Consider the following 24,555-nt stretch of genomic DNA (forward strand, 5'->3'; position numbering starts at 1 on the left):
CCGCCATCTTACCATTGTTTCTTGCGGGCATAATTCATCCTGATGATTATGGCCGCAAGATTGAAGGATAGCACCAGGAAGAGCAATACCAGAGCCGACCCGTAGGCTATGGGCATTTGCTTATCTATCATAGTTCCTTCTGTCATGAGAGCGTAGATATGATAGGGCAGCGCCAGCACCTCATCAAATATCGAACCAGGCAATCTCATGGTGTAAAAAGTCGCGGCAGTGAACAGGATTGGCGCGGTCTCGCCGGCCGCGCGCCCCACTCCCAGAATACAACCTGTAAGTATACCCGGAATCGCGGCAGGCAGGACAACTTTGCGGACTGTCTGCCAGCGAGTCGCCCCGAGGGCCAGGGATGCTTCTCTAAATGAATGGGGAACCGCCATCAGCGCTTCTTCCGATGCCCTGATGATGGTAGGAAGGATTAGTATGCCAAGTGTAAGGCTGCCGGATAAGATGGAAACGCCAAAGCCCATGAATTTCACGAACACCGAAAGCCCGAAAAGGCCAAACACTATCGAGGGCACGCCAGAGAGGCTGTTCACTCCTATACGGATTATCCGCATTAATATGCCTTGCTTGGCGTATTCCGCAAGATATATTGCTCCAAGGACTCCCATGGGGAGGGCGAAGATTATGGACCCGAGCATTAGATAAAAGGTGCCCAGGATCGCCGGGAAGATCCCTCCCTCGGTCATTCCCATCCTTGGCATATCAGTCAGGAACTGAATGCTCATCACAGGAAGTCCATTTCGAGCGATGAAAGCCACGATGATGAAGAAAAAGGCCAGAGTGAGCGCGGTAGCTCCCCAACTCAACGAGAATGCCACCTTCTGAGTGCGCCGTCTTGTCGCCATCAAAGCCTGTTTCATTCCTTCCCCATCCTTTCCTTATACTTCTCGGATATAAAGTCGGCGACAATGTTGAAAATCAAAGTCATAACAAAAAGCACAATCGCTATGGCGAATAGGGCGTGATAGTGATCCCCTCCCACAGGAGCTTCCCCCATCTCGGCGGCTATGGTCGCCGTCATTGTCCTTACCGGCTGGAGAAAGCTCGTCGGGATTATGGCCGAATTTCCTGCGACCATGAGAACGGTCATGGTTTCTCCAATGGCCCTGCTTATTCCAAGAATGATGGCTGTGAAAATTCCTGATGAGGCTGCCGGAACCAGCACTCTGATGATGGTCTCCCATTTAGTTGCGCCCAACGCGTATGAAGCCTCTTTATACGAATTGGGAATCGATGTCAGCGCATCCTCTGAGATACTTACTACAGTGGGGAGGGACATGATGGCCAAAACAATGGCGCCGGTAAAAGCGGTGAGCCCGGTGGGCAGGTTGAATACCCTCTGGACTAGCGGAGAGACAAGAGCCATTCCGAAGAAGCCATATACAACTGAAGGTATGCCAGCAAGAAGCTCGATGATGGGTTTTATCAGATCACGGGCCCTGGCGCTGGTTATTTGAGATACATATATTGCTGCGCCGACTCCTAACGGGACTGCTACAATCATAGCCCCGACAGTCACCCAGATTGAACCGAGAATAAGGGGAAGGGCCCCGAAATCCGGCGGCTCGTGGGTTGGGTACCATTGTGTGCCAAAAAGGATTTTTGTTATACCAATCTTTGAAAAGATGGGCACACCTTCTATAATAAGAACTATGACTATTCCCACCAGAAATACTATACAGGCGAAAGCCGAAGCAAGAAGCAGGATTCCCATGAGGCGTTCACTCATCCGTCCCCATGGACCCCTCCGCCTCAGAGCGGGCGATGAACCAAGCATTTTCCTCACTCTCCTACACAGGGAGCAGGGCAAGTGTCTCCTCGCACACCGCCCTGCTCCTAATCTATCTAAAATGCTGCCCGGCTTTACCTTTCGAGCAAGGGTCACCAGGAGCATTCATAGCCCCGAAAGATAGCAGTTGCCCCCGATCATTCCTTGTTCTTACAAACTACTCATGAAGGGGCACAAAACCTGCCTCGCTCACGAGCTTCTGCCCTTCAGGGCTCTGGATGAAGTTTATGAACTTAGCCGCAAGCCCGGTGGGCCATCCATTTGTGAACATAAAGAGCGCCCTTGCGATTGGGTAGTCGCCGCTGATGACGGTGGCATTGCTTGGCTTGACCCACTCATGTCCATCCTTTGATACCTCAAGATCCTTAAGTTTGTTGTTCAAATAACCAATGCCCACATACCCGATGGCTCCTGGAGTGCCGGCCACCGTGCTGGCAACTGCGCCATTAGAAGCCTGCATCAAAGCATCAGCTCTCACCTTGGCGCCCTTTAGAACGAGTTCCCCGAACACTTCATATGTGCCGGAAGAGGTATCCCTGGACACGACAACGATCTTACGATCTGGACCGCCAACTTCTTTCCAGTTGTTGATCTTGCCTGTATATATGTCCTTGATCTGTTCTATCGTAAGTCTGCGTATACTGTTGCTGGGGTGAACAACGATTGCGATTCCATCGAGCGCGATCTTATGCGGAACAGGATAAATGCCTTTTGACACGGCCTTCTGAACTTCTGACATCTCGATGAACCTGGAAGCATTCGCAATATCTGTAGTGCCGTCTATAAGAGCAGCTATTCCATTACCGGAACCTCCACCACGCACTGAGATGTTAGCATCCCGATTCTTCTGCATGAAGACCTCTGCTGCCCTCTGAGCTATGGGAAGGACTGTGGTGGAACCTGTCAGCGTTAACTGTTGCTGAGCCAGAGCGATTGAGGACACGCCGATGGCAAGAGCGCCAACCCCGGCGACTGTCGCGGCTAGAAGCCTTTTAAACCTCTTGAAATACGACATTTGATTATACCCCCTATCTTCTTTCTTTAAATTCGGGTAGGTTTTGTCCTTTCGTGGTGATTATCACATCTGCTGATTACATATGGATTAATTGCCTGTTAACTATTTGTAAAGCATACTCTGTGGAGTATCAGGCAGGAAAGATGATCATCTCGTCGAATGGTACACTCATCAAGACGGGGCGCAACCTGGAGGTGCACGATGATATGGAAAAGTGGGAATGTACCGTATGTGGGTATATTTACGATCCTGATGTAGGTGATCCTGATTATGGCGTTGATCCGGGGACGGCGTTTGAAGACCTTCCGGATGATTGGGTATGCCCGGAGTGCGGGGCAGGAAAGGACCTCTTCGAGAAGCAGGAGCTTTAATGAAAGTCTGGTTTGAACATTAGGGCAGGGAACCCTGCCCTTTCAGATCTATAGATACGGAAGTTCAAATCGAGAAGTTGCGCCTGTCGCGGAGGATAAGCATAAAGGCGCACTTACGGAGGGTTGTAGTGCTATCTCCCATGATGCGACTTGTGGCCTGTCGCGGAGGATGGGCATAGAAAGCGCGCCTACGGTGCAGTCGGATATGGCCGCAACCCTCAAGTTAGTTATCTTTAGATGGCTAAGCTCAAATTTAAAAATATGAGCTGGTCTTGCGTAGTGCGCCTGGTAATCGCGTAATAGAAGAGAAGATAGGTTATGTTTCAACTCTGGACTTAGCAATCTATATAATCTATAGCATCGATCATGTCTTTATGGTGGTGACCTCTCTTGCGAATTGCAAAAGATGTATATTGGGTTGGAGTATTAGATCCGCAGCTCAGGATCTTCGATGTAATCGTGCAGGCCAGGTGGGGGACAACCTATAATTCCTACCTGGTGTTGGGACAAGATAAAACCGCTATCATCGACACGGTCAAGGCGGGCTTTGAAAGAACTTTCCTGGAGCGAATCGCCAACGTGGTTGAACCATCCAAGATAGATTACATTATCCTTAATCATCTTGAACCAGATCATTCTGGGGCGCTACCTGCTTTATTGGAACAAGCCCCGAAGGCGAGAATAGTGGTATCAAAGAATGGTGCGCATTTCGTCAAGAACCTGCTGAATCAGGATCTAGATGCCATGGTCGTCGGCGATGGAGACCTGATCGACCTGGGAGGTCGGACCCTCAAATTCATCTCCGCTCCTTTCCTGCATTGGCCTGATACCATGTTTACTTTTCTGGCTGAGGATGGGATCCTTTTCCCTTGTGATGCCTTCGGCTGTCACTTTTGCCATGAAGCCCTATATGACGACCTTGTCGGGGATTTCCATGATGCGAGAAAAGCATATTATGACCAGATAATGAGACCATTCGCCGAGCATGTAATGAAGGCTCACGAAAAGATAAAAGATCTGCCCATACGCATGATAGCGCCAAGCCATGGACCAATTCTGAGAAGCGAACCATGGCGCTACATTGACGAATATGTATCCTGGAGCGCGCCCATATCCGATGTCAGGCGATCCGGTGCCCGCAGCCGCGAAATACTTGTGCTCTATACCTCAGCGTACGGAAACACCGAGAGGATGGCCCGGGCAATCGTAGAGGGAGCTGTAGCCCCGGGGGTGGATGTATCTTTGATCAATATCGCGCAGCTTGACATGTCAGAGATGCTCCCCAAAATAGAGGCGGCAGATGCCATCATAGTGGGCTCCCCGACGATCAATGGGGATGTGCTAAAGCCAGTGTGGGACCTCCTATCAAGCCTGGCCACAATCAAACTTCGGGGCAAGATAGGCGCAGCCTTTGGATCCTATGGCTGGAGCGGGGAGGCCGTCAAGATGATAGAAGAGCGGATGAAGAGCCTTAAGTTCAAGGTAATTGAACCAGGCATTCGGGCGATCCTCACTCCGGATGAGGAAGCTCTCAGACAATGCAGAGAACTTGGCCGCAAGGTGGCGGAGATGGTGGCCACATCGAGCAAGTAATGACGCTCTGTCTCAGCGGTGGGAATGGGTATTCCTCGCGGCAGACGCAGCCTTGCGGGTGATGGTGGTATTGTCCCATCGGACGCGACCTTGCCGCGGGCCGCTCTGTGATCCGAAGTGCGATGGGAATGGGTACTCCTCCCGTCGGACGCAGCCTTGCTGAGAGGCTGCTCAGTGGTCCTCGGCCCTTAAGCTATATGGCCTCGGACCAATGCCGCCGGGAGCAGTACCCAACCCCCCATATCATCCTTCCCCCATCAATGCCGATAGGAGGAGTGTCCCACCCCAGATTCTGTTCTTCTTGGATCAAAGCCGATGGGACGGGATCACCCACACCCGGATAATCGTAGGGGTGCCGCCCGGGCCCTTTAAGCATCATATTAGAGTTTATATCCAAACCGTCTCAGGAGATTCTTCCTATCCTCGATGTCCTTGCCGGTTTCAACGCCTTTTGGCGGGAAGCCGTCAACGACGCCGAGTATTCCCCGTCCTTGTTCGGTTTCCGCGACGATCACCTGCACGGGGTTAGCTGTTGCACAGTATATTCTGCATACCTCGGGGACATTCTTTATGGCGTTCAATACATTGATGGGGAAGCCATTTTCCATGAAAATAATGAACGAATGCCCACTCCCGATGGCTAACGCATTTTTCCGAGCAAGCTCTACAAGCTGGTCATCATTTCCGCTATATCTCACGAGACATGGTCCCGAAGCTTCGCAAAATGCTAGACCAAACTTGATGTTGCCTCCCGCGGTTGCCATTGCTTCATGCAGATCTTCTACCGTCTTTATAAAATGACTCTGTCCCAGGATCATATTGATCTCATCTGGATTCTCGATAGGCACTACCTTAAGCTGAAGCTCACCGTCCATCTTCCCATTCGACCTCCTATGACTCCGTTTTGTATAGAAATTCGACGTAGCTTATTTAGAACCCTGCGCCCACCGATACACAGCATTGCCTCTTATTCAATCATTCCCCGAACCATGCATTCCCTATATATGGCATGTAAAGATAACCACCATAAATATCCAAGTCCGAAGTTGCCGCAATATCCAGGCATATCGCTGTCGTGCTCTTTGTGCATATCCTCCACATCGGGCATGATTTCTAAGCATGTATTACGTGTAACCCAGGGAAAACACAACTCCCAATATGACTTTTGACGTTGTCTTGGCTCCACTTGCCCTGTATCTAGCATAGAATGCGCAATGGTGTTAGAATGTAAATAGAGTTTGGAGATGCGAGGTGTTCCTGTATGCTCCAGCCACTTGTAAACAGAGAGGAAATACGGGGAAGGCTCTTGCTGGATCTGGTTCGCCAGGTCGAGGCGAGGATCAAGGAACTCAAGCCTATTGAAGATGAATCCTTTGCGAAACCCCGGGCAATTGTAAGGCAGGGCGAGGAGCTCTGGCTTGAGATAAAGGATGTCCATGGAACCACTGCCTCGGAACTCTTGAATTCGTCCCCGCACGGATTGGACCCCAAGGTAGTCGCCGCTATTTTGAAGTCCATCGTCAGGGTCATGAGGGCCTATCATTCGAAAGGCCTCGTGCTGGGAGGAGTTACCCCTGACTGCATTATTGTCGATCTCGATGCCGCTCATGGTCAGGAACAGGAAATCAGAGTTGCCATATTTGATCCCAAGATTCACCACCTTCTTGCGCCATATAGAGGAATCAATTCAAAAGAAAATAACTATGTACCGCCTGAAGTTATCAAAGGGCAAGCCTGGAAGCAAGAGCAGGATATCTTCGCGGTAGGAGTGACGCTTTATCACCTCTTGACAGGAATTCTGCCTTTCGATGACCGGGATCCCGCTATCGTGGCGGACAATATCTTACAAAAGGCCCCCCTTGATCCCCGTGTTTATAACGAGGATGTATCGCCTGAATTTGTTTCCCTCGCCCTGAAAATGCTGGAAAAAGACACAAAGGAGCGATACAAGAAGGGAGAGGAAATAGAATCTGAGATCGAGAGACTTCTGGCGCAAGGCAAGGTCGTGGCCTCTGATGAAGAAAAGAAAGCCTTCAGCCGTAAGGCGGGCCAGGTGCAAGTCAAGGAAAAAGCATTCGAAGTGCAAAGGTTCATCCGCTATAGAGTAGGCCTAATAGCGGGTCTGGCTATCATAATTGTCGCAAGCCTCCTGCTTTTCCAGAAGGGCAAAGTGACCCCCATCATAACCCCATCGACCACGCCGGAACAAGTTGTGTCGCTCTATTACAAAGCCATTGATGATCTTAATGTACAGCTTCTGGATGAGGCTATAGATTCAAAGGCAGGGGCGAACGTGACAAGATGGGTAACAAATCTTTACGTAGTCGAACGTATGAATCTGGCCATGGCGCTGCAACAGCCAATGCTGCCAACAGCGGCCGATGAAACCCAGAAGGCGCAATCTGGACAAGAAAAGAAGCCGCAATCCCAAGAAGAACAGAAACAAGGGCCGCAGAGGGGGAAGATTGAGGCAGGAAAGCCTGGACCAGGCCCCGGGCAGGTTGAGAATACCGCTCTAAAGGCGGTAGACATGGTGAAGGTGACCGATCTCAAGATCACGCATCTACCATCACAAGAGGAATCGCCGAGATTTCGCGCCACCTATCGCTTGACCCTTCCCTCGGAAGGAGGTCCCAAGACTACAGCATATGAGGATCTTCTGACTCTGAAGCGCGTAGAGGGCAAGTGGCGTATAGTTGAGCTGAATCAAAAGCAACTTCCTTAGAATTCACCGGTCCTGGTTCTCCAGAGACTGTCGACTCTCTTCCATGAACGTCGCCAGCCGCCCGGGTCAGGCGCTCCCTGCAATGGCACTGACTGGGCGGCGTAGACGACGGGCCGAACTCACACGGGCGCATAGAGGATTCAGTGTCCCTTCCCATCCAGATCCGGCGCAAGTTCCTTCGCGCGATTATACGCGGCCACCACTGCATCCATGAGGGCTGATCTTGCCGCCCCGCGCTCCAAGGCATGGCTACCGGCTATTGTAGTCCCCCCAGGTGATGTGACTTTATCCCTAAGGACTGCAGGGTGCTCATGGGTCTCCAGCACCATCTTTGCTGCTCCCATGACAGTCTGAGCCGCCAGAGTAAGGGCCAACCCTTTAGGAAGACCAACTTTCACCCCGCCATCAGCCAGCGCCTCTATTACTGTGTAGATCCATGCCGGACCACTTCCGGAGAGAGCAGTAACAGCATCCATCATGTTCTCGGCAACAGGTATAACCCTGCCTAGCTTGCCAAGCACCTCGGATACCAGCTTTATGTCACCATCTTTCGCCCTGGCGCCGGGACATATTGCGATAGTTCCTTCCAGTACCAGACATGAGGTATTTGGCATGATCCGGATCACCGGCGATTCCGGCAGGAAGCTTTCCACGAAGGCGAGCGAAACCCCGGCCGCTGGGGTGATAAAAATCTTCCTGCCAGTCGCGACTTCGGAGATTTCCTTTAAAACAGAAACTATCACTTGTGGTTTCAAGGTAAGAAAGATGATATCCTGCGACTGGACCAGGTCACGATTGCTTTGTTGAACAGTTACTCCAAACTTCTTTTTCATTAACTCTTTCCTATCTTCACTTACATCAGTTACCTGAATCTCTGACGCCTGAACCGCCCCTGAATTCAATAGCCCCTGTATAAGGGTCTCGGCGAGATTACCAGCGCCTGCAAATCCAATCTTATACATCGAATACTCCTCCAGTTTATAGATCTCCGCCTGTTCCGGGCCAAGCTTCGGAAGGAAGCGCCCCAGGCAGGCGGAGCGGCAAGGATTCATAGAAATGAACTCAGCCGGAATTCATTGTGAATAGAATCGGCGCCACATCATGGTTCAGAATCTATCATAATGAACCTTGCTGGCCTCAAAACGTGTCCTGGGTTCCTTTTTCTCCGCAGGCCAGCCAGTAGGGACCAGGCAAAGAACCCTTATATTGTCAGGGATTCCGAGGATCTGCCTTACTGCATCTTCATACCTTAATGTAGGATAAATGCCCACCCAGACCGTTCCGAGGCCGTAGGCGGTCGCCTGAAGAATGTAATTCTCGGTGGCAGCGCTGGTGTCAGCGATCCAATGCGGGGACGATTCATCCCCGCAGACAACAAGCACCACAGGACTGGAGGCTGCCATTGCGGCCCAGGGATGAACCTTAGAAAGCCTGGTTCTCAGGTCGCGGTCCCTTACGATGATAAAATCCCATGGCCGGCTGTCATTGCCAGACGGGGCTGCCATGGCAGCCTGAAGCAATGAGTCTATAATTCCCTGGTCAATCTCCTTATCAGTGTAACTTCTCACGCTTCGCCTCTTTTTTATGATATCCAGCATCACATTGGCAAGATTATCCATAGGATTTACCTCCTCTTCCTCATCGTGCCGGTGAATCTGCGGGCTTCACCGCGCAGCATTTCCTAAACTGGCTTAATTTCATATCGCCAATTAAGCCGAGCCGGCCGACCGACATACTCCCTGCATGAAATCATTCTCGTTCATCGTCATTTATCATGTTCGGCATGATCAGCAATGATCCTTCTCGTAGATAGTCAAGTCTGTATTCAAGAATAACACTCTGTAACACTATATTGGCATTGGGCTGCCCGGCATGACGTGTATGGTCGACCCACGATCGAAATATGAGCCTGGCCATTTATAGAGACGTTTCAATCCACGCGCCCGCGTGGGGCGCGACGGCACAGGGCAGAGCACGGCGGAGATATTCGCCGTTTCAATCCACGCGCCCGCGTGGGGCGCGACTAGCACCTCCTCTGGCACCAAATCAGGATTCTCGTTTCAATCCACGCGCCCGCGTGGGGCGCGACAAGTATGCCTCCAGGATGCCCCTGTAACGCACAGGTTTCAATCCACGCGCCCGCGTGGGGCGCGACCCCGGATTGTGGTTGACGACGGCAGTGTGCGCTATGTTTCAATCCACGCGCCCGCGTGGGGCGCGACAGGTGGCGATGGAGGCTTTGAAGGCTGCTACCCTGTTTCAATCCACGCGCCCGCGTGGGGCGCGACTACAGCACCTTGACATCTCGGACCGGGATGTGCGGTTTCAATCCACGCGCCCGCGTGGGGCGCGACCATCGGCCCTGTTTCTGTGGTTGGAAAGCCTCATGTTTCAATCCACGCGCCCGCGTGGGGCGCGACCGGGATAACTCTGTGCAGCACAGCACAGTGCTGGGTGTTTCAATCCACGCGCCCGCGTGGGGCGCGACCGGAGCGCTATGGTGAAGTGGCTATAGTCTACGGTGTTTCAATCCACGCGCCCGCGTGGGGCGCGACCCAACAACCTGATCTCGTGACATCTCCAGCGAGAAGTTTCAATCCACGCGCCCGCGTGGGGCGCGACCCCGCAAGTGCTGGGATAGAGGGTATGCCAGTAAGAAGTTTCAATCCACGCGCCCGCGTGGGGCGCGACCGGGCCAGGTCGATCATTCCCCGATACCCGATCATGTTTCAATCCACGCGCCCGCGTGGGGCGCGACTATTCGGCGAGGCCGCAATATTCACACTGGCAGTGTTTCAATCCACGCGCCCGCGTGGGGCGCGACCGAAGGTCCTTGCGGATCTAGAAGGAGGTGAGTAGTTTCAATCCACGCGCCCGCGTGGGGCGCGACTGAGGCGAGGGAGCGGGATTTCGAGGGACAGCAGTTTCAATCCACGCGCCCGCGTGGGGCGCGACGCACTCTCCCCTTTCCCACTATGGCCTTCGCTATGTTTCAATCCACGCGCCCGCGTGGGGCGCGACACGAGCTAAAGGTGGATAGCGCGGTCGAAGCGGAGTTTCAATCCACGCGCCCGCGTGGGGCGCGACGGCGGCCTCACCTGGAGGAGTAAAACCCAATGGTTTCAATCCACGCGCCCGCGTGGGGCGCGACCCGCTGGTTATGGGTAAATTTGTCAAGGTTGATGGGTTTCAATCCACGCGCCCGCGTGGGGCGCGACGGGATCTCAGTATACCGCGCCCGATATAACCCAGAGTTTCAATCCACGCGCCCGCGTGGGGCGCGACATGCCACGTTGTTGACGTAATTCCTTAAGACGATCTTCGTTTCAATCCACGCGCCCGCGTGGGGCGCGACTGGTCCCCAGCCGAAACCCCCTCACGGGGGTAGACGGTTTCAATCCACGCGCCCGCGTGGGGCGCGACGCCAAATATCTGGGATATGGCGACGTGCCAAAGATTGTTTCAATCCACGCGCCCGCGTGGGGCGCGACGCTGGTCATGGGCAAGTTTGTCAAGGTCGATGGGTTTCAATCCACGCGCCCGCGTGGGGCGCGACACTTTGCGCCTGGGGGCAAAACCCAGGTGGTCAAGTTTCAATCCACGCGCCCGCGTGGGGCGCGACGGAGATCGGATCATGGATATCAAGAGCACCTTAGTTTCAATCCACGCGCCCGCGTGGGGCGCGACCCTGGCGGGAGAGAGGCGAGCAGATGTTTGCTGAGTTTCAATCCACGCGCCCGCGTGGGGCGCGACGCATCTAGTCCGTCCCTCCATACAGTTCATCGTAGTTTCAATCCACGCGCCCGCGTGGGGCGCGACTTTGTCGACGCCGGAAACGGATTCGAGCGGACCCCGAGTTTCAATCCACGCGCCCGCGTGGGGCGCGACATTGGCAGCACTACAGCCGCGAAATACCTCCAGAGTTTCAATCCACGCGCCCGCGTGGGGCGCGACAGATGGATGGTCTCCAGATTACATTCGATCGCGTGTTTCAATCCACGCGCCCGCGTGGGGCGCGACAGGTCGGATATGGCGGCAAGAAACCGAGGGAGAAGTTTCAATCCACGCGCCCGCGTGGGGCGCGACCCGGAGGCGAATTTGATGGAGACATGGGAGAGAGAGTTTCAATCCACGCGCCCGCGTGGGGCGCGACCTGCGGAACGGGCCATGGGGTAGGGACTACAGATGTTTCAATCCACGCGCCCGCGTGGGGCGCGACTAACCGTGCGTCCTCCGGCGCAACACCTGCTTTAAGTTTCAATCCACGCGCCCGCGTGGGGCGCGACGACGGTAGCGAATGATCCCTGGCTCGAGGCTCTAGCGTTTCAATCCACGCGCCCGCGTGGGGCGCGACACATGGCGACTAAGTATGGTCTCCGTAAGGTGGGTTTCAATCCACGCGCCCGCGTGGGGCGCGACAAAGTCGGCACTGGGACCGGTCGAGGACTGGCTGTTTCAATCCACGCGCCCGCGTGGGGCGCGACTTTCCCTTGCTAACTGGACCACGGGCGAAGTCGTGTTTCAATCCACGCGCCCGCGTGGGGCGCGACGAGATCGGCATTTCCCACCACCTCCCTGAAGGAGTTTCAATCCACGCGCCCGCGTGGGGCGCGACTTACCATTTCATTGAGAATTTCTTCTAAATTTGGTTTCAATCCACGCGCCCGCGTGGGGCGCGACCCGGAACTCCGCAGTTTAATGCCACATGTAGTGCGTTTCAATCCACGCGCCCGCGTGGGGCGCGACGCGGCCGGGCAAGAGCCCGAGAAAGGAGCAGAAGTTTCAATCCACGCGCCCGCGTGGGGCGCGACCTCCGTCACCCTGTCTAAACGCAAGGGGAAACACCGTTTCAATCCACGCGCCCGCGTGGGGCGCGACGCAAGGGGGCGAATCTGCCCCGGGCCCATATACGTTTCAATCCACGCGCCCGCGTGGGGCGCGACTACGGGGACTTCGGTGAGGGCTCCGTTTTCGATCTGTTTCAATCCACGCGCCCGCGTGGGGCGCGACGACGTCCTCGCGGCCCTCGACAAGGCTGAGGCTGTTTCAATCCACGCGCCCGCGTGGGGCGCGACATGGAGACTGTGGGCAGGTTAGCGGCCTTTGCGGTTTCAATCCACGCGCCCGCGTGGGGCGCGACGTGCTGGGGGCACTTCCCATTACTCTAAACCCTGGAGTTTCAATCCACGCGCCCGCGTGGGGCGCGACGCGCAGGCGGCGACTTATTTATCTTGCGGGCCTGGGTTTCAATCCACGCGCCCGCGTGGGGCGCGACGGCGAAGGCCGCTTTTTGTTTTGCAGCAATATACGTTTCAATCCACGCGCCCGCGTGGGGCGCGACGAAGGCCGCTTTTTTATTTTGGGTGATTGCATTGTTTCAATCCACGCGCCCGCGTGGGGCGCGACCTTTGGCCTCGATTTGACGGCATGGGATCTACGGAGTTTCAATCCACGCGCCCGCGTGGGGCGCGACCCTCCTCGTGGGCGATTTCTCTCATGGCCGTCTTGTTTCAATCCACGCGCCCGCGTGGGGCGCGACACGAGGAGGGTCACCCGGTCAACCTCCACTGATCTGTTTCAATCCACGCGCCCGCGTGGGGCGCGACTCAGGCAGCTATCATAGAAAACAAGATTCAACAGTTTCAATCCACGCGCCCGCGTGGGGCGCGACATTAGACTTACGGTAAGGTTTTACTTTTCCAACAAGTTTCAATCCACGCGCCCGCGTGGGGCGCGACCATTCTGGACCGCTTCCTCGAAGGCCTGATCATCTGGTTTCAATCCACGCGCCCGCGTGGGGCGCGACTATTCTGAATGATATTCAGGCCGAGTTTGCGAAGTTTCAATCCACGCGCCCGCGTGGGGCGCGACACAGGTGGCCGGATCATTAGGTCCATTGTGACAGGTTTCAATCCACGCGCCCGCGTGGGGCGCGACCCTCTTCCCGCAGCGCTTTCTCAAGGATATGGGGGTTTCAATCCACGCGCCCGCGTGGGGCGCGACATGAGGGAGCAGAAATCCCGTCCACAATCTGGAGTTTCAATCCACGCGCCCGCGTGGGGCGCGACTCTCGGAGTTTTCTTAGAGCCCCTATGACTATAGTTTCAATCCACGCGCCCGCGTGGGGCGCGACCGGGTGGGTTGCTTTGCCCGGAGTAACGCTCCTTCCAGTTTCAATCCACGCGCCCGCGTGGGGCGCGACCAGCCACCTCTGCCATCAATGGACCGCCCAGTTTGTTTCAATCCACGCGCCCGCGTGGGGCGCGACTCAAGGCCTTTTTCTCGCCCTCAGTGATGACTAGTTTCAATCCACGCGCCCGCGTGGGGCGCGACCTATGGATGCTGCCAGGCGAGATGTGTTTGGAGGTTTCAATCCACGCGCCCGCGTGGGGCGCGACGTCGTAGACCTCGGTTTGAAACGCAACCTTTGTGTTTCAATCCACGCGCCCGCGTGGGGCGCGACGAGGCTACTTTTGCCAGAATTTTTCAATCAGAGAAGTTTCAATCCACGCGCCCGCGTGGGGCGCGACATGCTTCTCTGAGCCATAGAATCACCACCCAATAGTTTCAATCCACGCGCCCGCGTGGGGCGCGACCAGTCCCCTGGATGTGTTTCTGCAAAACTCAAGCTGTTTCAATCCACGCGCCCGCGTGGGGCGCGACGGACAGCGACCTACCAATGTCTGCTGCGCGACGCGTTTCAATCCACGCGCCCGCGTGGGGCGCGACGCCCGCACATCCGCACCATCACTTAGCGTCTTAGTGTTTCAATCCACGCGCCCGCGTGGGGCGCGACGGGAACGCGAAGCTGCCAGATAGCTTGGAGTTGTGTTTCAATCCACGCGCCCGCGTGGGGCGCGACTAGCTTTGCCCTGCCATTCATAGTGCCAGTTTTGTGTTTCAATCCACGCGCCCGCGTGGGGCGCGACTGTATCGTGCTCGGGGCCTTGTCCACGAAGGACTTGCCCCCCTGGTTCCGCGAACCTCTGCAGAGGTGAGCAGATATCGACTGCTGAAATGGGTCGACCGATAGCTTTCTCTTCGCTGACACAAGGAATGCGACTGCCTTGGAGGTTTTATGGTAGCTTCAGGTTCGCGCAGGCACGGCCTCTATGTTATGAGCATCCCCTCAGGGTCGTAACTTTCCTTAACCCCCACATGTTCTACCCTTCTGTGCCAGTTATTTCCAAGAAAATAATAGCGAATACTATCCTTCTCTACGTCAATGATGGCTTCGAGGTGGTGCCGAAACTCTGCAAATTGTGCAGGATCCAGCAAGCATTCGAAAACGGATTTCTGCACACGCTGGCCATAATTTGTACAATGCTTGGCAACCAGCCGGAGACGCTTACGTCCGTCAGCAGTAGTTGTGTCGACATCATATGTGATTAGGACCATCATCGTAATGTCCCTCCATATCCCTTCTCCCACCGCTGATACAATCGAGCAGACCGTAAATGCCCCCTATCATCTTGAGATGTCCCTCCCTATCTCCTCGCCCACTGCGAACTCCAAAGAGAGCCGCAATGCAGGCTCTATTGCTACCTCACCCCTGGGGGCACCTCCCACTGCGAACTCCGAATGGAGCCGCAATTGCTCGGCCCACGACCCAGCGAATCATTGGTATGGTTATGAACCCCCGGGAGGGCTCCATGATTGGCGCCATCATCGTGCCAACCTTACCTCCAAAAGAACGGCGGGTACCCGTCGATGTCTCCCCTCAAATAACGTGCAAACAATAGAGATTGCACATATGGAATCAGACCGATAGGGATCTTTTCTTTTAGATATGGATGGGTGATCTCTTCTTGCTTTCGTTTCTGCCATTCAGCTAGGACGATCTTTCTCGTGTCGTCACTCATAAGCACTCCCCCGCCTTCTGTTTTGCGGAACCCTCGTTCTGTCAATTGTTTTCTATTGATGAGCGAGAGGGCCAAACGATCGGCCAGGTAAGGACGCAACTCTTCCATCAGATCCAGTGCAAGGCTTGGACGCCCTGGACGATCACGATGGAGAAATCCCACATAGGGATCGAGACCCACTGTCTCCAATGCAGATTGTGTGTCGTGCAGCAATAGCGTGTAAAGAAAAGATAACAATGCGTTCGTATTATCCATTGGCGGCCTGCGATTTCGACCATTCATGGCAAAAGATTCTTTCTGCTCTAAGATCAGGTGATTAAAGCAAGAGAAGTAAGTCCGTGCGGCCTCACCCTCAATGCCCCTGATCGCCTCCAGGTCTTCGCAATTCTCCAGATGAACCAGGCAAGCAGCAAGGACGTCACCGGCCTGGGTCAAGCTACCGCGGTCCACCACTTCCGCATGGTCACGAATAGCTCTTTGAAATACTGTTCTGCAATTTGCGATCTTCGCGGTCACGAACCATCGTGCGACCCTGGCAGACATTAGCGGATCGTCCGCCATCCGATACTGCTGCCTGCGAAGAAGCACATTCCCTGAAACCGGGCCTGTCACCCTCGCCAGGAATTCCCCATATTCGGTTAGGAACGACAATGCTACGCCCTTCTCAGCACAAAGGCCCATAAGAGCAGGACTGGCACCGACATAGTTAAAACAGACTATACTCTCCAGTATGTGGATCGGCACTCGGAAGCGTTCCTCTTCTCCAGAGCGAACGACGACATTTTCCCCATCCCGGCTCAGATATGCATCTGGACTTGTGACATAGAGGACATTCAGTAATTTCCGCATCAACTATCCCCGCTTCCGCTCAGGGCGCTGGGTTATGGCGCCTCGAAGATTACCGGTCATTTCAGCCTCACTTACCGTCGCTTTCCACCGGAGCATTAAGGTATGCCTTGATGTATTTCTCAATCGATCCTCTTTTTCTTGTGATACCTGGAACACAGACATCTACTAGAGAACAAAGTTTGCATTCGACATCCGCTGGAGCAGCAGGAGTCACCCCCTCCTCATAGATCTCATGCATCTGTCTCGCAAGGTCTTCAACACGTTTCCTAAGAGCGGAATCAAACAACACGTTCACGCGATGCTGCATCTTACCGTAGAAGAGACTGCCCGTTGCCACCGGGATCTTGAGCATTTCCTCCAGGCACATGGCCTGGGCGCAAAGTTGCACCTCATCTCTATCATCGGGCTTGGCCCGGCCCCTCTTATACTCAACAGGTCTGGGATACCAGCGGCCATCGCGCCCAGGCAACACAACACCATGTTCGCCAGATGAGACAAGATGGAATTCGACCATATCTGCGACTCCATATAAACCTAGCCGGTAAGAGACCAGGGGCAGAGACCTGGCAATGACCACCTCACCCCTGGCCTCTGTCGCTATTGAGCTATGCACTCTTTCGTGCAAGTGCCTGCCTTCTACAGTCCGGAGGTTTTCGCTCCATTGTCTCTCAATATGGATCAGCGCCCACTGGCGCCGGCAAAAGGCAAAGTGCTGTATCCCCGAAAGGGGCAATAGAGACTCCTCGTCATATGTCATGGCGATCATACCATTTCAATCATGTTCACCCCCGCCGGGATGCCAGCGATATTTAGATCTACCCTATAGTCCTGGTAGGACCGCGGTGGGCGAGAAGCATCCTCCCGTCTCACGTTGACACACTCAAATAACTGATGGGCAGGCACATTACCGAGCTTCGATCCATGTTTGAATACGATCAAGCGTCGGGTCTCCATCTTGCCCCTGGCTGCTGAGCGATCGTGATCAAACATATTAGCTAGAGCTTCCCACAGCAGCTCCAAATCATCCTCGGAGAAACCTGTCTTTTCCGCTAGACACGCCGAAACATAACCTTCTACCCTGTAAAGACCATAAGGGACAATATGTTTGCGCCCCATTTCCCGGTCTTTCCTTTCAGCGTCCTTTTCCGAGGTTACAGCCACCCTAGTAATTGTTATCTCTTGCGGCACAATGGGATCTATACTGCGGGCGAACCCCAGCTGCACTGGACCGCGCACCTGGCCGCAATTCACCTCAGTTGTCATCACTGCTCCAAACGTGCGAACATCAAAGAAATGGTGGCACATGAAAGCAATTAGCTTGCGGGCCTCTTCCTCCTCCTTGGGCAACTTCTTCTCTGTCGGCTCAATCCCCAAAGCTTTGTATGCCTTCCTGTGTTGAGCATTCAACACAGCACCTTCCCGCACATAGATGTCATAACCCTCCACACCTTCTTTAACCATAGCAACATAATTACGTATCTTACGTTTCAGGCAAACATCAGTAACCAATCCATGGCTTGTCTCAGGGTCAATTCGTGGCAAGTTGGCCGCATCGGGGTCGCCGTTGGGATTACCATTTTCTACATCAAACAACATCACAAATTCATAACGATTCTGAATTACGTTGGACATCTCTCATCCCTCTTTCTTTTCTTCTTTCTGATAGAAAGCCTGACGCTGATGGTAATAACCGAGCATAAACAGGCCCTGTTCTGCAAGGTTCAGATACGAAGGAAACTCGTGGATCCCGGACATGACCTTCTCGATTTGCTTATCCAACAAGCCGCCATATTCCGCCCTGGAGATATGGTGCTGGGCAAGACGCAATAGCTGCGGAAAGACCGCTCTGGGAGTAGCGGAAGCAGCTCCAAAATAGCGATCACGTATGGTAGCGTTCAGGCCGGGAGTTGCCTCCTGCTGCGCCTTTTCGAGGATAGCGAAAAGCCGGCCAAGGCGATAAGCTGTGTTGGTGTTTTGTTCATCTAGACTCACTGTAATACTCACCTCCGTATTCATACCAGTGATCTGACCTTGAAATCTCTTCTTACGAATTAGAGATGCCTTGAGAATGGCCGCCCGCACATAATTGACATTGTGGTCAGCTCGAATGCGCGAGATTATTGCGGTATAGAGCCCCTGGGGATAGGGGCCTCCACCGAGTATAGATCTCATCACAGAACCGCTAAGGAGAGGTGGGATCTTTTCTCGATCGCCCAGAGGTGCTGTCTCCAGGAGAAGCCTGGACACCGGGATGAATTCCGGTTCATCCCCCTTCAAGGGACGGATCATGGCCAGATCCCTATAATGCGATACCACTCGATCCAACAGTCTGCCAAAGGTATCAACATGCCAGAACCGCACCGACAGCCGGCTGGCATTGGGAGATAATCCCAAGATGTAGAATTGTGACCCCAGGTCAAGCCTGGCAGGATCAACGCTGATAGGCTGCCCATTCTGTATTCGGTGCAGGATATCCCCTACCAGTTGAATGGTCTCCCTATCTGGTAGGGTTGTATCGCCTGAAGGATGCCCAACTTCCTGATTACCATCGCCAGATGGAAAGAGGAGCTGTGCCATGAGATTCTCCTCAGGACCATTGGCCCGGCTTCCAGACCAAAACACCACCGTGGTACCTGGGTCAAGTTGAATTCTCTGGCGGTCGCTTGCCAGCAGGTAATTGAGAGCAGTGGTATATCCAAAGGTTACTTCCTCACTAACCGGCGCATTGTAACTTTGAGTCTTACCATAGGAGGTGAATGCATCCAAGTTGAAGGATACCAGAGATGCCCCACTGGATTGCGCTCCTCTGACTCCTTTGATGCTTGGATGTAACCGGGCAATGGGCGCGACCTCGCCCATAACCAGGCACTGCCCGGTGACTGTGGAAATCCTTCCCATCTTGTATCGCATCCAGGCAGCCTTCACCGCAGGCCGGTCATGAATGTAACCTGGCTGCCCGTCGAGCCGGAATACAATGTTACCACCGGACGATAGATCTTCGAGGAAATTTTTGAGAACAGGATGGTCCGCTGCCTGTCGCGGCACCCAGTTTTCAAAGAAACTGCAAACAGCTCTAGCACCAGGGTCATCTACCTGGCCAAGTATAAAGGAGTGAAGATCCTTACTAGCCTGAAAGGTCTGGTTTGATCTATCTGGCTTGCTCTTATCGCCTTTGTTATCTAAGCCGATAAAGTAACTACTATTGTCACAGAGGAAATTGGGCGCAATACCGGAGGATCGTTTTTCTTGCTCCGGTACTTGCATCTTCACGGGGATAACCCGCTTACCTTTGTGATCCGCCAATGGAATGACATCCAGCAGCTCCCCAGACTCTGACAGGTTGAAGGCAAAAGAGACATTTGCCATGCTGTACCCCTGGAGAGGGACCTCGGGGTTGGGGCCAGAAGCCAGCAACCGGTAATACTGGTATAAGGCATTGATCAGCATGATGACCCCTCCCCCTGAGGCATAGGAGGAACATCGATCACCCCATCACGCATCACTGCTCGAAAGAACCTCGGCACCATGCCATTAGCGAAATCAATGTCAAGCAACATCCAGCCGAGGTCTTTTTCCCCACTGTAGAAAGACCTGGGAAAGTCCTCACCCTCCACCAACTCGAACTGGGCAGGGAACTCTCTGCACCCGAGATATGGGCGATGATAACATTGCCCGCTTCGAGCCCGACGCAGGAACATGTTATAGTGCTTCTCGGGGGTATCCGATTCACCAGCCTGCTCAGTCAATTCAAAATGAGCCTCGATGCCGTAGGCTACGTCCTTCAATAGCAAGCTCGCGCGCTGCTGGCGGTCGTCCGCAGCGTACTGGCACAATACCACTGGATCCCCTTTCATGGCCGTCTTGACATTCTTCGCCGGGATCTTGCTTCCCACCTCATTACGCCGGATATTCTCGAACTTGATCTCATTGAACACATGGATTCTGTCAATTACCCAGCGTATGGCGGGCTTCCAGTGAATGGCCTCCAGTATCCCGCGCGCCGCTGACGGAGTGATTACGTCATAGCTAACCCGTTCAGCCTTCATTTCCGGTCTGGTAAAGCATGCATAGTCCCCCCAGACTTTGAGTTTAATGCCGTATCCCACATCCACCACCTCGTTTGTTTTGTTTAGGACCGGGCGCTCATATGGAACGCAATACTCCATGGTATCATCCAGTCCATGATTGTCTCACTTCTCAGCCCGCATGGAGCAGGGTTAAGCCTGGTTCTCAATACTTTTCCCGTTCACCCAGCATCAGAAGATCAAAAGATCATCGGCGGAGACAGAGCTACTACGAGTCAATCCAGTCTCCTCGCTATAGAGAGTGAGATCCTTCAGCACACAATACTGCCCCGCAATCACCTCCAGAGCATCACGATCCAAAAGATCCATATACTCATTGAAATAGACTTGAACCGAATAAGGCTGCAAACTTCTTGATAGCCGGGCAGTTGCGCCGTTCCATCTCGCTTCCTGCACCAATTCGATGCATTCGGGGTCGCGTGGGATAACGATTGGAGTCATGTCACCCTCGATAATCCGAAAAGCCGGGTCGATGCTCCGGAAGGGAAAAGCCAGGCGCTTTGCATCCGCCTCTAACTGCTGTATGATCTCTTTTTCATCCAGTTTCTTACCTTCAATGTCATATAACAGTGCAAAGTACTGACGCACGGCCTCCAGTGACAGCGGGTCATCGTAATTTCGCATCACCATCTCCGCTACCGCTGCAGTCCGGCTGAGCCAGCCGCGAGGCTGCCCATGGCGCTCAGGTCTGAATATGTATACATTTCCCCCGGACTGCAGCCTGCCTTCGCGATTGCACCGGCCCGCCGCCTGAGCAATGGAATCGACTCCTGCAACAGCCCTGTAGACTACTGGAAAATCCACATCCACGCCAGCTTCTATGAGCTGCGTGGAAACGACACGGCACTCACCTCCTTCCTTCAGAATGTCCCGGATTTCCTGCAGCTTCCGAGAACGATGCACCGCATACATCCGGGCACTCAAGTGAAATGCCCCTTTGCCCTGGATCAGTTTGTACACCTTCAATGCGTGGTCTCTAGTGTTGACGATGCACAGAGCCTGCCTATGTTCCTTCATCATGGTAGCCAGGCTCTCATCGTCCACTTCGCCCAGCTGGGCCACATGAATGCGGCGAAAGGCCTCGTAAAGTGCTGGGGGATCTGGCGCTAATTCCTTGATGACGAGATTGTCTGGAAGAAACGTCTTTATGGCAGGCTGTGTTGCTGTGCAAAGTACGACAGCCGTGTGGTAATTCCTCACCAACTCTGCCAGGGCCAGAAGACAGGGTTTCAAATATTGGGTCGGCAGCATCTGGGCCTCGTCCAGTATGACCACGCTGTTAGCGATGTTGTGTAACTTGCGACAGCGTGAGCCTTTAGCAGCGAATAGCGACTCAAAAAACTGGACATTCGTTGTGACCACAATCGGCGCGTCCCAGTTTTCGGTGGAAAGCATCAGCCTGTATTGCTCTTGCGACCAGGTTTCGTCGTCATCAATATGGAACTGGAAATTGCTATGGTGCTCCAACACGCAACTCTCTCCGAATATCTGCCTGAAAACGGCCGCATTCTGCTCAATGATGCTGGTGAACGGGATCACGTAGATGACCCGGTCCATACAATGTTTGATTGCATGGCGCAATGCAAAAGCCAGAGATGAAAGAGTCTTACCGCCGCCGGTCGGGACGGTCAGCGTAAAGAGCCCTGGTGAGAGATTTGCCTTCTCCTGGCAGGATTCCAGGATTTCACGCCGCCACCGGTTTATAGGAGTTTTGGGAGACGACGTACGCTTACTCTCCAAATACCTGTCCAGATGGGGCAGTAATTCCTGCAACCCGGGGTGGGCCCCACGTGCCCTCGCTCGCTGTGGGTCGATGGCAGCCTCTGTATCGAGAAAATCAGCATCGACAAGACAGGAGTACAGAAATCGAATGAAAAACTGGAGGCTGAATCCAGGGTTTACAGAGGATGGCCGTATGGGCAGGCTCGCCTTTATTGGTAAGCTGGTCACTTCCCTCTTGTACGCATCATACCGGTAAGGCAAATCCTTATGCAGACGTCTGCAGAGGGAATCATCATCTGCCGGACTCCCATAATCAGGCAACCCAGCATGGTGGCCCGCAATTACATAGGCCAGGATGCGGCCCAGCGCATCACCATACAGCCTCACAGCCTCTTGAGCTCCAGCGGTCGAATGATCCACCGTTAATGGACTACCCTTCAAACGCCTTTGGAATTCCTCAGAATACTTGCCAATATCGTGTAACAAACCAGCAGCCTGAGCAAAAAGGCTCGCTCCGAATCCCTTGGCAAATCGGGCTGCCAATTGGCCAGTGCCTTCGAGATGATTCTTCAAAAGTTGCCATCTGTCTTCTCCAGCACCCTCCATTGAATGCGCGTAATAGGCCACCTTTCCGATCCCTTTCTTTCTCAATGGTCCATCCTTTAGCCCATCTTTCCCCAACGTACCCGTATATCGCAAGTTGTCCTCTTTGTATTTTGTATATCGAAAACTGCTCCATCTTCTGCGGTGTAAAAAGTGGTCATACCCTATCCTTTGTGAATCCGGGGCATGAGTTGAATCCTAGGGAGTGCATGAGTCTAATGTCGTCCAAATACTTATACCAAATTTCTCTAGATGATGTGGATATCCCTGCTTTTCTTTGGTCGACAGGCGGAATGATTCAACGGAGCTCAGGTAAGACTTTTGTTTAGACTTCAAATTAACATCATCCAAACTGTTTGCCCATGCTAATGTTCCCTCCCGATTCCTATTCAGCTTCTGCCTTATGGGCGGTGACAGAAACGCGACGTAACGCAAGAGATATAAAGACTCCAGCAGACAGGATCAGGAAAAGAAGGGCCAGTGGAGCGCGGGGGTTGACCTCGAAAATGCGCCCAGCCAGAGGGGTGAGAGGAACGATGGCAATCATGCTAAGTGAATTCATGCCAGCCAGCAAAGTCGCGCGATGCCTGTCTTCAAGCACATTAGCAATAAATGCGTCACGCACTGGGTTTACAAGGACTGTGCCGATTCCGATCAAAGTAGCCGATAGTGCTAGCAAGATATATGAATTTGCCGGCGTCAGGATGAATAGCAATGTGCCGACGCAAAGCATGCCACTACTAAAGATGAGCCAGTGAGGGAGCTTTTCCACGTGTATTCGAGGTACGAGTAACACAAGGGTCGCGATCATCACCAGGGAGGAAAAAGTTGGCCATGCCGCGGCTAGACCCGGAGAAAGAGCCAGGCCTTTCGGATGAGTCATGTAAAGAATTGAATAAGTTGTCCAGATGGCTTGATAGCCGAAGTTGATCACAACCAGAAAGAAAAGCAAAATAAGGGTGGGATTTTTGAATCCTTCAGCATAGATCTCCCGATAGCCGGCCAAAGAATCACGTAATCTGGCTCCACGGAGTTCATTCACCATCGCGGCTCCCACTGAAGTTTCCCGTGTCAAAAGGCCTCTGACGAACGTCATTATGGTTATCGTTGTGAATGCCACGGCATAGATGATACGACATCCGAGAATCACGCCATATCTGTCAACAATCCACCCTGCAATCGGCGAAAAGAGGCCCGCTCCCAACACTACAAGCTGGAAACCCGCAAAAACGATTGGACGGCGGTCAGGACGAGTATCTTCCACCAGAAGGCAAGACCATGAAGGCCATATGATTATATTGATACCATTAAGAATGGCAGCTGCTACAAAGAACCAGACATTCCGGGCCAGCATCCACAGGATCGTCGGCAAAACCCATGAGAATATGTCAAAGACGATGAGGGTTCGTTTGCGTCCAAATCGATCTGCGACATAGCCGCCAAACGGCGCCACCAACATCTGAGTTATCAACGTGAGGGAGGCGAGCCAACCTATCTGGACCGCGTTCAGTCCAAGCTGTTCCATGAATAATGAGGCATAAGTCCTGATCCAGGCGACAGGAATAGCCCACAGGGGTTCTGTCGGCAAGAGAATTCGCACATTCCGGCTGATTCCATGCGCCATGCGACGGTAGTGTGTCACGAAGCGCATCTTGAGCATGGCCCTGAGGCCAGGAGTTGAAGATGTCATCCTATTCATAAGCGATGGCATATGATACCTCTTTCCAATATTTATGGCGCATAGCCTAGTATATCAGGTTCACTGCTCCTCGGAAATATCCTCCTCACTGGATGGGAATTCCTCACTCGCACTTCAAAAATTCTCTGGCGAAAAAGAAGGAATCTGACATATGTTATAGAATTAACCTAATGCAAGCGCTTGCATAGACAGAAATAATAACTCGAGAATAACGACCATATCCA

Annotated in this window: 17 protein-coding genes and 1 CRISPR repeat array; of the genes, 3 read left to right on the forward strand and 14 right to left on the reverse strand. The window is 53.5% G+C overall.

Annotated features, from left to right (window positions below; all coding sequences use genetic code 11):
• Positions 1 to 8: 8 nt before the first annotated feature.
• The 3 genes from pstA to HPY52_10190 form a co-directional block, all read right to left on the reverse strand.
• Positions 9 to 878: a phosphate ABC transporter permease PstA gene (gene pstA, locus HPY52_10180; protein ID NPV80625.1), complete on the reverse strand. Its 870-nt coding sequence runs from the start codon at positions 876 to 878 to the stop codon at positions 9 to 11.
• On the reverse strand, positions 875 to 1,747 hold the full coding sequence (gene pstC, locus HPY52_10185) for a phosphate ABC transporter permease subunit PstC (GenBank protein ID NPV80626.1): 873 nt from the start codon (positions 1,745 to 1,747) through the stop codon (positions 875 to 877). Before pstC ends, pstA begins: the two co-directional genes overlap by 4 nt.
• A 217-nt stretch (positions 1,748 to 1,964) precedes the next feature.
• Positions 1,965 to 2,822 carry a phosphate ABC transporter substrate-binding protein gene (locus HPY52_10190; protein NPV80627.1) on the reverse strand — a complete coding sequence of 286 codons (858 nt, stop codon included), beginning with the start codon at positions 2,820 to 2,822 and terminating at the stop codon, positions 1,965 to 1,967.
• Between the two features lie 206 nt (positions 2,823 to 3,028).
• Here HPY52_10190 and HPY52_10195 point away from each other — a divergent pair, with 206 nt between their 5' ends.
• Both HPY52_10195 and HPY52_10200 read left to right on the forward strand, forming a co-directional pair.
• Entirely contained in the window at positions 3,029 to 3,193 is a 165-nt protein-coding gene (locus tag HPY52_10195; protein ID NPV80628.1) for a rubredoxin, read from the forward strand.
• A 390-nt stretch (positions 3,194 to 3,583) separates the two neighbouring features.
• Positions 3,584 to 4,786: an FprA family A-type flavoprotein gene (locus HPY52_10200; GenBank protein NPV80629.1), complete on the forward strand. Its 1,203-nt coding sequence runs from the start codon at positions 3,584 to 3,586 to the stop codon at positions 4,784 to 4,786.
• 380 nt (positions 4,787 to 5,166) lie between these two features.
• Here HPY52_10200 and HPY52_10205 read toward each other — a convergent pair whose 3' ends face one another.
• Complete coding sequence (locus HPY52_10205) at positions 5,167 to 5,661, reverse strand: hypothetical protein (GenBank protein NPV80630.1); 495 nt, start codon at positions 5,659 to 5,661, stop codon at positions 5,167 to 5,169.
• Positions 5,662 to 6,047: 386 nt separating this feature from the next.
• Here HPY52_10205 and HPY52_10210 point away from each other — a divergent pair, with 386 nt between their 5' ends.
• A complete protein-coding gene (locus tag HPY52_10210; GenBank protein NPV80631.1) occupies positions 6,048 to 7,511 on the forward strand; it encodes a hypothetical protein in 1,464 nt (487 codons plus the stop codon).
• Between the two features lie 140 nt (positions 7,512 to 7,651).
• Here HPY52_10210 and proC read toward each other — a convergent pair whose 3' ends face one another.
• The 10 genes from proC to HPY52_10260 form a co-directional block, all read right to left on the reverse strand.
• A complete protein-coding gene (proC, locus tag HPY52_10215) occupies positions 7,652 to 8,473 on the reverse strand; it encodes a pyrroline-5-carboxylate reductase (GenBank protein ID NPV80632.1) in 822 nt (273 codons plus the stop codon).
• Between the two features lie 144 nt (positions 8,474 to 8,617).
• Positions 8,618 to 9,130 (reverse strand): nitroreductase family protein, encoded by a 513-nt coding sequence (locus tag HPY52_10220; GenBank protein ID NPV80633.1) that lies wholly within the window; start codon positions 9,128 to 9,130, stop codon positions 8,618 to 8,620.
• A 308-nt stretch (positions 9,131 to 9,438) separates the two neighbouring features.
• Positions 9,439 to 14,440: a CRISPR direct-repeat array (repeat unit 32 nt; unit sequence GTTTCAATCCACGCGCCCGCGTGGGGCGCGAC).
• Positions 14,441 to 14,621: 181 nt separating this feature from the next.
• Positions 14,622 to 14,912 carry a CRISPR-associated endonuclease Cas2 gene (gene cas2, locus HPY52_10225; protein NPV80634.1) on the reverse strand — a complete coding sequence of 97 codons (291 nt, stop codon included), beginning with the start codon at positions 14,910 to 14,912 and terminating at the stop codon, positions 14,622 to 14,624.
• Positions 14,913 to 15,190: 278 nt separating this feature from the next.
• The gene (gene cas1c / locus HPY52_10230) at positions 15,191 to 16,222 is read right to left on the reverse strand and encodes a type I-C CRISPR-associated endonuclease Cas1 (GenBank protein ID NPV80635.1); all 1,032 of its coding nucleotides are present in this window, start codon (positions 16,220 to 16,222) and stop codon (positions 15,191 to 15,193) included.
• A gap of 67 nt (positions 16,223 to 16,289) precedes the next feature.
• Positions 16,290 to 16,988: a CRISPR-associated protein Cas4 gene (gene cas4 / locus HPY52_10235; GenBank protein ID NPV80636.1), complete on the reverse strand. Its 699-nt coding sequence runs from the start codon at positions 16,986 to 16,988 to the stop codon at positions 16,290 to 16,292.
• Complete coding sequence (cas7c, locus tag HPY52_10240; GenBank protein NPV80637.1) at positions 16,985 to 17,854, reverse strand: type I-C CRISPR-associated protein Cas7/Csd2; 870 nt, start codon at positions 17,852 to 17,854, stop codon at positions 16,985 to 16,987. Before cas7c ends, cas4 begins: the two co-directional genes overlap by 4 nt.
• Positions 17,855 to 17,857: 3 nt before the next feature.
• Positions 17,858 to 19,669 carry a type I-C CRISPR-associated protein Cas8c/Csd1 gene (gene cas8c, locus HPY52_10245; GenBank protein NPV80638.1) on the reverse strand — a complete coding sequence of 604 codons (1,812 nt, stop codon included), beginning with the start codon at positions 19,667 to 19,669 and terminating at the stop codon, positions 17,858 to 17,860.
• Positions 19,663 to 20,328 carry a type I-C CRISPR-associated protein Cas5 gene (cas5c, locus tag HPY52_10250; protein NPV80639.1) on the reverse strand — a complete coding sequence of 222 codons (666 nt, stop codon included), beginning with the start codon at positions 20,326 to 20,328 and terminating at the stop codon, positions 19,663 to 19,665. The genes cas8c and cas5c overlap by 7 nt, the downstream gene beginning before the upstream one ends.
• 150 nt (positions 20,329 to 20,478) lie before the next feature.
• Positions 20,479 to 22,635, reverse strand: a complete 2,157-nt coding sequence (cas3, locus tag HPY52_10255) for a CRISPR-associated helicase Cas3' (GenBank protein NPV80640.1) — start codon at positions 22,633 to 22,635, stop codon at positions 20,479 to 20,481.
• A gap of 382 nt (positions 22,636 to 23,017) precedes the next feature.
• Positions 23,018 to 24,331, reverse strand: coding sequence for an MFS transporter (locus tag HPY52_10260; GenBank protein NPV80641.1), 1,314 nt, complete (start codon positions 24,329 to 24,331; stop codon positions 23,018 to 23,020).
• Between the last annotated feature and the right edge of the window lie 224 nt (positions 24,332 to 24,555).

It is taken from the genome of Bacillota bacterium, from assembly GCA_013178415.1.
GTDB lineage: Bacteria > Bacillota > SHA-98 > Ch115 > Ch115 > Ch115.

What these genes read in the sequence shown, in the direction of transcription:
- pstA (NPV80625.1), bottom strand. Translation starts at nt 878, where the DNA reads ATGAAACAGGCTTTGATGGCGACAAGACGGCGCACTCAGAAGGTGGCA.
- pstC (NPV80626.1), bottom strand. Translation starts at nt 1,747, where the DNA reads ATGAGTGAACGCCTCATGGGAATCCTGCTTCTTGCTTCGGCTTTCGCC.
- HPY52_10190 (NPV80627.1), bottom strand. Translation starts at nt 2,822, where the DNA reads ATGTCGTATTTCAAGAGGTTTAAAAGGCTTCTAGCCGCGACAGTCGCC.
- HPY52_10195 (NPV80628.1), top strand. Translation starts at nt 3,029, where the DNA reads ATGGAAAAGTGGGAATGTACCGTATGTGGGTATATTTACGATCCTGAT.
- HPY52_10205 (NPV80630.1), bottom strand. Translation starts at nt 5,661, where the DNA reads ATGGACGGTGAGCTTCAGCTTAAGGTAGTGCCTATCGAGAATCCAGAT.
- HPY52_10210 (NPV80631.1), top strand. Translation starts at nt 6,048, where the DNA reads ATGCTCCAGCCACTTGTAAACAGAGAGGAAATACGGGGAAGGCTCTTG.
- proC (NPV80632.1), bottom strand. Translation starts at nt 8,473, where the DNA reads ATGTATAAGATTGGATTTGCAGGCGCTGGTAATCTCGCCGAGACCCTT.
- HPY52_10220 (NPV80633.1), bottom strand. Translation starts at nt 9,130, where the DNA reads ATGGATAATCTTGCCAATGTGATGCTGGATATCATAAAAAAGAGGCGA.
- cas2 (NPV80634.1), bottom strand. Translation starts at nt 14,912, where the DNA reads ATGATGGTCCTAATCACATATGATGTCGACACAACTACTGCTGACGGA.
- cas1c (NPV80635.1), bottom strand. Translation starts at nt 16,222, where the DNA reads ATGCGGAAATTACTGAATGTCCTCTATGTCACAAGTCCAGATGCATAT.
- cas4 (NPV80636.1), bottom strand. Translation starts at nt 16,988, where the DNA reads ATGATCGCCATGACATATGACGAGGAGTCTCTATTGCCCCTTTCGGGG.
- cas7c (NPV80637.1), bottom strand. Translation starts at nt 17,854, where the DNA reads ATGTCCAACGTAATTCAGAATCGTTATGAATTTGTGATGTTGTTTGAT.
- cas8c (NPV80638.1), bottom strand. Translation starts at nt 19,669, where the DNA reads ATGCTGATCAATGCCTTATACCAGTATTACCGGTTGCTGGCTTCTGGC.
- cas3 (NPV80640.1), bottom strand. Translation starts at nt 22,635, where the DNA reads ATGGAGGGTGCTGGAGAAGACAGATGGCAACTTTTGAAGAATCATCTC.
- HPY52_10260 (NPV80641.1), bottom strand. Translation starts at nt 24,331, where the DNA reads ATGAATAGGATGACATCTTCAACTCCTGGCCTCAGGGCCATGCTCAAG.